The 11,841-nt window shown below is 73.3% G+C and carries 2 protein-coding genes; both read right to left on the reverse strand.

Annotated features, from left to right (window positions below):
* Positions 1-10,134: non-ribosomal peptide synthetase (locus VJT49_RS01790; RefSeq protein WP_324162438.1), on the reverse strand; the 10,134-nt coding region annotated here is incomplete at its 3' end.
* Positions 10,135-10,139: 5 nt separating this feature from the next.
* A partial coding sequence (locus VJT49_RS01795) for a condensation domain-containing protein (RefSeq protein ID WP_324162436.1) occupies positions 10,140-11,841 on the reverse strand: 1,702 nt, incomplete at its 5' end.

The following is an 11,841-nucleotide window of genomic DNA, read 5'->3' on the forward strand; positions in this document are numbered from 1 at the left end:
CTCGCCCGGCTCGATCCGGAATCCCCGGATCTTCACCTGGTCATCGGCTCGCCCGGCGAACTCGAGCTGCCGGCCCGCGGTCCACCGGACCACGTCCCCGGTCCGGTACATCCGCTCACCAGAAACGCCGAACGGGCAGGCCACGAACCGCTCGGCGGTCAGCGACGGACGCCGCAGGTATCCGCGCGCGACCCCGCCCTCGAGGTACACCTCGCCCGGCACTCCGGGCGGCACCGGCTGAAGCCAGTCATCGAGCACGAACACCTGACGATTCGCGGCCGGACGCCCGATCGGCACCGGCGTGGTCCCGGGCAGCAGTCGGTCGGTCATCGTCGCGCAGACGGTGGCCTCGGTCGGCCCGTACGCGTTGAACATGCGCCGCGAGCCCGCCCACGCGTTCACGAGCGCCGCCGGGCACGCTTCACCAGCCACCACCACAGTGCTCAGGCAGTCCGGCAACTCGCGCACTTCGGCGAGCAGTGAGGGCGGCACCGTCACGTGCGTGATCTCCCAGCGCCGCAACACCTCCGCCGGCTCCTCGCCCGGGACCAGCACGAGCGTGGCACCGCTCAGCAGTGCCATGCAGATCTCCGACACCGCCGCGTCGAAGCCCAGTGCGGCGAACTGCAGCACCCGGCTCCCCCGCCGCACCGCGAACCGGTCGATCTGCGCCGCGGCCAGGCTCGCGATCCCGGCGTGCGGCACCACAACGCCCTTGGGCCTGCCGGTGGAGCCGGACGTGTAGATCACGTACGCGGCGCCGAACGCGCGCGGCGGCGCGTCGGGCGGGGTGGCCGGGTACGCCACGATGGCCGCCCGCATGTCCGGGTCGTCCCAGAGTTCCCGGGTGAGCACGACCGCCGGTTCGCTGTCGGCCAGCACGTGGCCGATCCGCTCGGCCGGGTACTCCGGATCGACCGGCACGAACGCCGCACCGGCCTTCAGCACGCCGAGCAGCGCCACCAGCAGGTCGGCCGAACGGTCCAGCACCACCGCGACCCGGTCCTCCGGCGCAACGCCGTGGCCGATCAGCCAGTGCGCGATGCGGTTCGCCTCCGCGTCCAGTTCCGCGTAGGTCAGCGCCCGGCCGGTGTCGACGGCGGCGACGGTGTCCGGCGTCCGTGCCACCTGAGCGGCGAACAGCTCCGGCAGGGTGGCCACCGGTCCGGGGACGGCGATGTCGTTCCAGTCGTCCACCACCTGTGCCCGCTCGGCGGGTTCCAGGACGTCCAGCTCGGCCAGTCGGACCGACGGATCGGCCGTGATCTGGTCCAGCACCCGCACCAGCCGCCGCGCCAGCGCGGTCGCGGTGGCCTCGTCGAACAGGTCCAGCGCGAACCGCAGATCGGCCGCGATCCCCGCCGGTCCGCCGCGGGCGTCCCGGTGCTCCACCATGCCGAGCGACAGGTCGAAGCGGGCGGGGAGCGCCTCGTCGGGCAAGGTCCGCGCGTTGAGCGGGTGCACCGTCAGCCCGGCGAAGTCCCAGTCCTGCTCGGGCAGGTTCTGCAGCACGAGCATGACCTGGAACAGCGGGTGACGGGCCAGCGAGCGTTCCGGGGCCAGCTCGTCCACCAGCCGCTCGAACGGCACGTCCTGGTGCGCGTACGCGGCGAGATCGGTTTCCCGCGTCCGCCCGAGCAACTCCGCGAAGCTCGGATTGCCCGACGTGTCGGTGCGCAACACCAGGGTGTTGACGAAGAACCCGACCAGATCCTCCACCGCCTGATCGGCGCGCCCGGCGACCACCGTGCCGACCGGGACGTCCGTTCCGGCGCCGAGCCGGGACAGCACCATCGCTAGTGCCGACTGAACGACCATGAACAGCGTCGCCGAGTTCCGCCGCGCCACCTCGGCCAGCGCCGCGTGCGTCCGTTCGCTCACGGTGAAGCGGACCGAACCGCCCCGGTACGAGGCGACGCCGGGCCGATGCCGGTCGGCGGGGAGCCTGATCTCCGCGGGCAGGCCCTCCAGCGCCGCCCGCCAGTGCGCGAGCTGAGCACTGATCAAGCTGTCCGGATCGGCCGAGTCACCCAGCTCTTTTCGTTGCCACACCGCGAAATCCGCGTACTGCACCGGCAACGGGGCCCAGCCGGGCACGGTGCCGTCGCGCCTCGCGGCGTAGGCGAGCCGCAGATCGCGGGCCAGCACGCCCATCGACCAGCCGTCGACGGCGATGTGGTGTGCCACCAGGAACAGCACGTGGTCGGTGTCCGACACGGTCAGCAGCCGGACCCGCCACGGCGGCTCCGCCGCCAGGTCGAACCCCTGCGCGGCCAGGTCCGTCAGCACCGCGGACAGCTCGGCCTCGGGCACCCGCGTCACCGGCAACGTCACCGGGCCGGGCTCGGTTATCCGCTGGTACGGGTCGCCGCCGGTGTCCGGGAAGGTGGTCCGCAGCACCTCGTGGCGGGCGGCCACATCGGCGAGCGCGGCGGACAACGCGTCGGCGTCCAGCGGGCCGGTCAGCCGCAACGCCAGCGGCACGTTGTACCCGGCGCCCGCACCCGCCGCCTCCATCCGGTTGAGGAACCACATGCGCTGCTGGCCGAAGGACAGCGGCAGCCGCTCCGGCCGCCCCCCACTGGTCAGCGGCGCGCGTGCGGCGTGCGCGGCGAGGCGGCGGGCCACGCCCGCGGGGCTTGGCGAAGCGAACAGTTCCCGGATCATCAGTTCCGCGCCGAGGACCGCGCGGACGCGCACGATCAGCCGCATCGCCAGCAGCGAGTCGCCGCCCAGCTCGAAGAACGACTCGTCCGGGCCCACCTGCGCGACGCCGAGCACCTCGGCGAACTGGTGGCAGAGCAGTTCCTCGGCCGGGCTCGCGGGAGCACGCGAGACCGCCGCGCTCGCGCCCGGCGCCGGAAGCGCCGCACGGTCCAGTTTTCCGTTCGCCGTGACCGGCCACACGTCCAGCACGACGACCACGGCGGGCACCAGGTACTCGGGCAGCTCGCCGGCCGCGAAGGCCCGGACCGCCTCCGGGGCGAGCGTGGCACCGTCGGCGGGAAACGCGTAGGCGACAAGGCGCCGGGTCTCCGGCTGGTCCAGCCGGGCCAGCACCGCTGCCCTGGCGACGCCGGGGCAGCGGGCCAGCACCGCCTCCACCTCGCCCGGTTCGACCCGGAACCCGCGGATCTTCACCTGGTCGTCAGCACGGCCGGCGAAGTGCAGGAGCCCGCCGGGGCTCCACCGGGCGAGGTCGCCGGTGCGGTACATGCGGCCGCCGCCGAACGGGCAGGCCACGAACCGGTGCGCCGTCTGCCCCGGCCTGCCGTCATACCCCCGGGCGAGGCCAGGCCCGGCGATGTACAGCTCACCGACGGCTCCCGGCGGCAGCGGGCGCAGGAACTCGTCGAGCAGGTACACCCGGGTGTTGTCGCGCGGCCTGCCGATGGGCAGCACGTCCGGCACTTCCGTGCCCGGTTCGGCGACCAGGGTGGTGGCGCACAGCGTGGTCTCGGTCGGGCCGTACAGGTGCCGCAGCCGCAGCCCCGGCGACGCCGCGCGGACCTTGCCGGCCGCGCCCGCCGGTACCGCGTCGCCGCCGGTGAGGACCTCGGTCATGCCGGACAGCAGCCGCGGCGCCTCGTCGGCCAGCACCCCGAACAGGCCCGCGGTCAAGTGCACTGTGGACAGTCCGTGTCGCTCGATCTGCTCGGCGAGCACGAGAACGTCCACTGTCCCGGGCGGGGCGACCACCACCGTGGCGCCCCGCACGAGCGGGACCCACAACTCGTAGGTCGAGGCGTCGAACGCGTGGGGCGCGTGCAGCAGTACCCGGTCGCCGGGTCCAAGCGCCCAGCCGCTGTCGGTGACCAGGCCGGTGACGCCCGCCTGGGTGGTGACGATTCCCTTCGGGGTGCCGGTGGAGCCGGAGGTGAACATGACATACGCCGCCGCGTCCGGCGGCACAGCCACGCCCGGCGCGGTGTCCGGATACCCTTCCAGGCCGGCGGGAAGCGCTTCCACCACCAGGCCCGGCGCGGCTGTGTCGAGCATGAAGGCGACCGTCGACCCCGGGTACCCGGGGTCGACCGGGACATACGCGGCGCCGGCCTTGGCCACGCCGAGCAGGACCACCAGCAGGTCCGCCGAGCGGTCCATCAGCACGCCTACCCTGTCCTCCACCCCGATGCCCGCGGCGATCAGCCAGTGCGCCAACCGGTTGGCGCGCGCATCGAGCTCGCGGTAGGTCAGTGCGCTGTCGCCATCGATGACCGCCACGGCGTCCGGTGTGCGATTCGCTTGCGCCGCAACCAAATCCGCGAGCGAACCCGGCGGGAGGGGCCGCCCGGTGTCGTTCCAGTCGTGGAGCACCGCTCGCCGCTCGGCCGCGCCGAGCAGGTCCAGGTCGCTCACGCGCACGTCCGGGTCGTGGGTCAGCCGCGTCAGTATCCGGACCAGCCGGTCGACGAGATCGCGCGCCGCGTCCGCGCCGAACACGTCCGACCGGTAGTCCAGCCGCAGCTCGAACTCCTCGCCGGGGCTCGCGATCAAAGTGAGCGGATAGTGCGAGGCCTCCCGGCCGCCGGCGATCCGCAGACCGGCGGGACCACGCTCCGCGCCCGGGCCGTGCGGGTAGTTCTCGTAGATCACCAGGCTGTCGAAGGTGGCCGCCGCCCCGGCCGCGCGCTGGATCTCGGTCAGCCCCAGGTGCTGGTGCGCGATCAACTCGGCCTGGCCGGCCTGCACGGACGCCAGCAGCTCGAGGAACGGGAGGTCCGGCCGCAGCCGTACCCGCACCGGGACCGTGTTGATGAACAGCCCGAGCATCCGCTCGACGTCCGCGAGTTCGGCGGGACGTCCGGCGACGGTCGCCCCGAACACCACGTCCGACCGGCCGGCCAGCATGCCCACCAGTACCGCCCACGCACCCTGCACGAGCGTGTTCACGGTCAGGTCGTGCGCGCGGGCGAGCTCGAAAAGTCCGGTCGTGCGCACGCTGTCGAGCCACACGACGTGATGCTCGGTCTCGACGGCTTCGGCGTCCCCGGCGAGCGGGGCGACCAGCGTCGACTCTCCCACCCCGTCGAGTGCCGCCCGCCAGACCGCCGTGGCCGCGCCGGTGTCCTGACGGCTCAGCCAGGCGAGGTACTCGCGGTAGGAGGCGACCGGGTCAAGCGCGGACGACCGGCCCTCGGCGCGGTAGAGCCGGGCGAGCTCGTCGAACAGGATCGGCATCGACCACCCGTCCAGGACGAGGTGGTGCATCGTCAGCACCAGCCGGTATCCGCGTGCGCCCAGGTCGATCAGCAACAGCCGCAGCAACGGCGGCTCGGCCAGGTCGAACCGGCCGTGTTCCTGCCCGCTGAGCCGCTCGATCTCGGTTTCCGCCTCGGTGTGCGGCAGCCCGGACAGGTCGACCACGCGCCAGGGCAGCACCGCCGCGCCCACGACGACCTGCACGGGCCGCTGCTGCCCGGGTAGCTGCCGGAAACCCGTGCGCAGGGTGTCGTGCCGGTCCAGCAGTGCCTGCCAGGCGGACCGCAGCAGTCCGGGGTCCAGTGTGCTGTCGAACCCGAGGACCCGCTGTCCGATGTAGACATCGTGCTTGTCGTAGCCCGCGTGGAACAGTAGCCCTTCTTGCAGCGGCGAGAGCGGCCACACGTCGGCCAGGCCGGCCACCTCGGACTCCAGCCGAGTCACCTCGTCCTGGCTCAGCCGGACCAGGGAGAAGTCGGACGGGGTGTGCCCGCCGCCGTCACGACCGGCATGCGCGGCGAACCCGGCGAGCGCGCCCGCCCAGCCCTCCGCCAGCGCGGCCAGTTCGGCGTCGTTGAGCAGCCCGGCCGGCGCGGTCAGCGTGAGCGTGAGTTCCGGGCCATCGGGCAGGTCCCGGACCAGCGCGCCGGCTTCGAGCGCGTGGACCAGCGCCATCCGTGGATCGGCCGTGCCGCCCAGCACCAGCTCGCCGTCGGGCCGCCAGTCACCACCGCCGTCGCCGGGCGAGAACCGGCCGAGGTAGTTGAAGCCGATTTCGGCGACCGGCAGCCCGGCGAACGCGGACGCGGTGCCCGGGTTCAGGTAGCGCAGCATCCCGTAGCCGAGTCCGTCACCGGGGACCGCGCGCAGTTGTTCCTTGACCCGCTTGAACAACTGCCCCGCCTCCCGGCCGCCCGCCCGGACCCGGGGGTGGTCGACCACGCCCGGATCCAGCCGGACCGGGTGCGAGCTGGTGAACCAGCCGACCGTCCCGCTCAGGTCCAGGTCGCCGGAAAGTGGCTCCCGGCCGTGCCCTTCCACGTCGACCAGTAGGCCGCCCGGGGCGTCCGCGCGCCCGGCCAGCGCCGCGGCCAGTCCGGCCAGCAACACGTCGTCGACGCCGGCGTGGAACGCGACGGGCACCGCGGTGAGCAACTGCCCGGCCGAGGGCACCCGGCGCGAGACCTGCCGGGTGCCGGCCGCGACCGTGTCCACCGCCGGGTCGAGGGCACGCGCGGCCACCGGCAGCACCGGACCGTCCAGCAGGCGTTGCCACGCGGGCAGTTCGGCCACGCGCTGCTCGCCGCTCGCCTCCTCGACGAGGGCATTGGCCCAGGCCGCGAAGGACGTCCCCGCCGGGTCGAGGACGCCGGTCTCGTACGCCGCGGCCAGATCCGGCAGCAGCAGGCGCCAGGACACCGCGTCGATCACCAGGTGGTGCGCGACCAGCAGCAGCCTGCCCGGCGCCTCGCGGCCCGCGTCGAACCAGACCGCTCGAAGCACCGTCCCCGCCACCGGGTCGAGCAACCCGGCCTCGTGCTCTGCCGTCGCCTTGGCCTCCGCGGCGAGCCGCGCGGCCGACCAGCTCGTCGCATCCACTGTGGACACGTCCGTCGTGACCGACCCTGGATCAGCGATCACCAGCCGCGCTTCGCCGTCGAGTACCAGGCGGGCACGCAGGACGTCATGAGTGTCCACAATGGCCTGAAGCGCGCTGCGCAGCCGTTCCGGGCGCGCGGTCGCCGGAACCTCGACCAGCATCAGCTGGGAAAGCGAACCGGTCAGCGCCGTTTGCCCGGCTCGCTCGCCCAGTTCACGCATCACCGGCGTGAGCGGCACTGTCTCGGTTCTCGGTTCGTCGCTCGCGACGGCCTCCGGCTCCGAGGCGACCGCCGCGAGCGAGGCGGGGCTGCGCAGGTCGAAGATCTGCCGCGCGGTGATGGCCAGGCCGGCCCGCCGGGCCCGCGCGACGACCAGCATCGAAGTGATCGAGTCGCCGCCGAGTTCGAAGAACGAGTCGTCGCCGCCCACCTCGTCAACGCCCAGCACCTCGCCGAACAGGCCGCACAGCAGTTCCTCGGCCGGGGTGACCGGCGCGCGCGCGGGCGTCCCGGCGAAGTCCGGCGCCGGGAGCGCGGCCCGGTCGACCTTCCCGGTGACCGTGACCGGGATGGCTCGCAGGGCAACGAAAGCGGCCGGAACCATGTACTCGGGCAACCGCCCGGCCACGTGGTCCCGCAAGGCGCGCTCGTCGATGTCGCCGCCCTCGCCACCGGAAGGCACCACGTAGGCCACCAGCCGCCGCGCCCCCGGCCGGTCCTCCCGTGCGAGCACGACCACCCGTGCGACAGCGGGGTGCTCGGCCAACACCGCTTCGATCTCGCCCGGCTCGATGCGGAAACCGCGGATCTTCACCTGGTCGTCGGCGCGCCCTTCGAACAGCAGCTCACCGTCGGCGTTCCACCGGGCCAGGTCGCCGGTGCGGTACATCCGGGCCGGCCCGGACGGGCAGGCCACGAACCGTGCCGCGGTCAGTTCCGGGCGTCCGTCGTACCCGCGTGCCAGCCCGGCGCCGGTGACGTAGAGCTCCCCCACGACCCCGGGTGGCACCGGCCGCAGGCAGCCGTCCAGCACGAACACCCGGATGTTGCCCGCCGCCCGGCCGATCGGCACGGCCATCCGCCCCGGTTCGGGGGACAGCGGCGCGGAAAGTGTCGCGCACACCGTGTTCTCGGTCGGGCCGTAGCCGTTGACCAGCTCCACTCGGCTCGCCCACGTCTCCACCAGGCTCGGCGGACAGTTCTCCGCCGCGACCACCACCGACCGCAGGCAGCCGGGTGCGCTTTCCACCACGGCCAGCGCCGACGGCGGCAGCGACAGGTGGGTGATCCGGCAGGCGTCCAGGACGTCGTCCAGCGACCCGAACGGCGGCATCCGCTCCGTGCCGGGTACGACCAGCGTCGCGCCGGACAGCAGCGCGGACACCAGTTCCCATACCGACGCGTCGAACGCGAAAGACGCGAACTGGAGGACCCGGGATCCCGGCCCGACCCCGAACCGGTCGATCTGGGTCGCGGACATGCTGGCGAAGCCGGCGTGGGTGACCACGACGCCTTTGGGCCGCCCGGTCGATCCGGACGTGTAGATGACATACGCGGCGTTCGCCGCTCCGGCCCGCTGGACGGGCGCGCTCACCGGCGCGGCCGAAATCGCCGCCACCGTGGCCGGGTCGTCCCACCGCACTTGACCCGACTCGTCGGTGGTGATCATCAGCGCGGGCGCGGAATCCGCGAGCACGGCACGGATCCGGTCGGCGGGGTATCCCGAGTCGAGGGGCACGTAGGCCGCGCCCGCCTTGAGCACGCCGAGCAGCACGATCACCAGATCGGCCGAGCGTGGCAGGAGAACGGCGACCCGGTCCTCCGGGCCTACGCCGTGGCCGATCAGCCAGTGCGCCACCTGGTTGGCCCGGGCATCCAGCTCGTTGTAGGTCAGTTCGAGGTCGTCACCGATCAGCGCGACGCAGTCCGGGGTGCGTGCCGCCTGGGCGGCGAAAAGCTCCGGCAGCGTCGCGTCCGCCACCTCGCGATCGGTGTCGTTCCATCCGCGCACCACCGTGTCGCGCTCTTCGCCGCGCAGCAGGGAAATCTGGCTGACGCGCGTTTCCGGGTGCGCGGCGAACTGCTCGAGCAGCAGCACCAGCCGGTCGGCCAGACCGCGCGCGACATCCGGGTCGACGAGGCCGGGCAGGAACTCCAGTCGCAACTCCAGCTCGTCGAGCGGCGCGACCAGGAGGGCGAGCGGGTAGTGGCTGGTGTCGTCGCCGGCCCCGCCCTCGACGCGCAGGCCGCTCAGCTTCAGCGGGCCGCCGGGGCGCCGGGGATAGTTCTGGAAAGCCATGATCGTGTCGAAGCGCGCGCCCGGACCGGCGATCCGCTGAATGTCGGTCAGCCCCAGGTGCTGATGCGCCAGCAGTTCCGACTGCGAGCGCCGCACCGAATGCAACAGCTCCGCGACGGTGGCGCGCGGGTCCAGCCGGACGCGCACGGGCACGGTGTTGATGAACAGTCCGACCGCGCGTTCGACGCCGGGCAGCACCGCCGGCCGGTCCGCGACGACGGCGCCGAACACCACGTCGTCGCGGCCGGTCAGCATGCCGACCGTGAGCGCCCACGCGGCCTGGAGCACCGTGTTGAGGGTGACGCCGTGTCGTTGTGCCAGCTCCCGCACCGCCTCGGTGAGCGCGGTGTCCGCGTGGACGATGACACGCTCGAAGTCCGCGTCGTCGTACTCGTCGTGTTCGCCGCGGGCGACGACGGTCGGCTCGTCGAGGCCCGCCATGGCGCGGCGCCACGACTCGGCCGCCGCGTCCCGGTCCTGCCTCGCCAGCCAGGCCAGATAGTCGCGATAGGACGGTGCGGCGGGCAGCACGCCGCTGTCGCCGCCCGCGCCGTAGACCTGGGACAGCTCGTCGAACAGGATCGGCAGCGACCAGCCGTCCATAACAAGGTGGTGCATCGTCACGATCAGCCGGTAGTGGCCGTCTTCCAGCCTGAGCAGCAGCAGGCGCAGCAGCGGTGGGACAGCCGGGTCGAACCGCTCCTTCTGCGCCGCGGCCAGCCGGGCGGCTTCGGCTTCGCGGTCGGCGCCGGGAAGCTCGCGCAGATCCTCCTCGCGCCAGGGCAGGGTGGTGCCGCTCGCGATGACCTGGACCGGATGACCGGATTCGCGCCGGTGGAAGCTCGCCCGCAGACCGGCGTGCCGATCCAGCAGCACCTGCCACGATCGCCGCAGCAGCTCCGGGGCGAGGTCGCCGTGCAGCTCCATCGCGCCCTGCAGGACGTACGCGTCGCCACCCGCGCCCGCGGCCTCCGTGTGGAAGAGCAAGCCCTCCTGCAACGGCGACAACGGCCACACGTCTTCGATCCGCATCTCGGTCACCGAGATCCCCCTTGCCCGGTCAGCTTGCTCTGGAACTCGTCGATCTCGTTCTGCGCCAACGTGAGCAAGGTGAAGTCGGACGGCGTGTGCCCACCGGGGGCTGGTCCGGCCAGATGCCGGACGAACCCGGTCAGCGCCGCGACCCAGTACTCCGTCAGCTCGTCCACCGCCCGCCGCCCGAGCAGGCCCGCCGGGGCGCTCACCGTCACGGTCAGCTCCGGCCCGTCCGGCCGGTCCCGGACCAGCCCGCCCGCCTCGATCGCGTGGGACAGCGCCATCCGGTCGTCGGCGCGGCCACCGAGCGGCAGGTCGCCGACCGGCTGCCACGCACCGGTCCCGTCCGTCGAGGCCGCGGTGAACCGGCCCAGGTAGTTGAAGCCGATCTGCGGCACGGGCGCGTCGGCGAGGACCGGCGCGGTGTCCGGGTTCAGGTACCGCAGCAGCCCGAAGCCGAGGCCGTCGGCCGGGATCGCGCGCAGCTGTTCCTTGATGCGCTTGAGGACCGTGCCCGCCGCGGCGCCACCGGCGGCGACCTCGTCGTGCCCGGCGGACCCCGGGGTCAGCCGCACCGGGCGGGAACAGGTGAACCAGCCGATGGTCCGGCCCAGCTGCATATCGGCGGAAAGTGGCTCCCTGCCGTGGTTTTCGACGTCCACCAGCACGGTGTCACCGCCACGCCACCGGCACACCGCGACGGCCAGTCCGGCGAGCAGGACTTCGTCGACGCGGGCGTAGAAGGCCTCGGGAACGCCGGTCAGCAACGGGCCGGTGACCGCGGCCGGAACTTCACGCGTCGTGCCGACGGTGCCCGCGGCGACGGTGTCCACGGTGGAATCGAGCGGGCGTGGCCCGATCCGCGGGTCGGCCTCGTCCAGCAGACCGCGCCAGACGGGCAGCTCGGCGACGCGATCGGCGCTGGTCGCGGCGGTGGCGAGCGCGGATGCCCAGCGCCGGAACGACGTCCCGCCGGTCAGCTCCTCCCCCGCGTAGGCCGCGGCCAGGTCGGGCAGGAGGATCCGCCACGACACCCCGTCGACCACGAGGTGGTGCAGCACCAGCAGCAACCGCCCCGAATCGGGGAACCACACGGCCTGCACGACCACACCGGACGCCGGGTCCAGCCGCCCGAGCGCGCGGCCGAATTCGGCGTCGGGCGCGGCGAGCGCGACGCGAACGCAGTCCTCCGCCCGCACCGCTCCCGGTTCCGGCACCAGCAACCGGTCCCCGTCGAGCCGGGCGCGGAGCATGTCGTGGTGGTCGAGCACGACCTGCAGCGCCCTGCTCAGCCCGTCGAGGTCCGCCCCGGGCGGGAGCGCGACCAGCATCGACTGGGCCAGCGATCCGCTCAGCGCCGCCGGGCCGGACCGTGCCGCCAGTTCCCGCATCATCGGCGTCAGGGGCACCGGCCCGACCGCTACGTCCGGGGTGGCGGCCCGGCGGGTGATGGTGTCGGCGACCCGCGCGAGGTTCGCCGGGGTCCGGCACTCGAACACCTGCCGGGCGGTGATCTCCACCCCGGCGCGCCGCGCCCTGGCCACGACCAGCATCGACATGATCGAGTCGCCGCCGAGTGTGAAGAACGAGTCGTCGGCGCCCACGGTGTCCCGGCCGAGGATGTCGGCGTACAGCCCGCACAGCAGTTCTTCGACCGGGGTTGCCGGTGCTCGGCCGTTGGCACTTCTCCGCTCGGGTGCGGGA

Source organism: Amycolatopsis sp. (assembly GCF_035276945.1).
Classification (GTDB): Bacteria; Actinomycetota; Actinomycetes; order Mycobacteriales; family Pseudonocardiaceae; genus Amycolatopsis_E.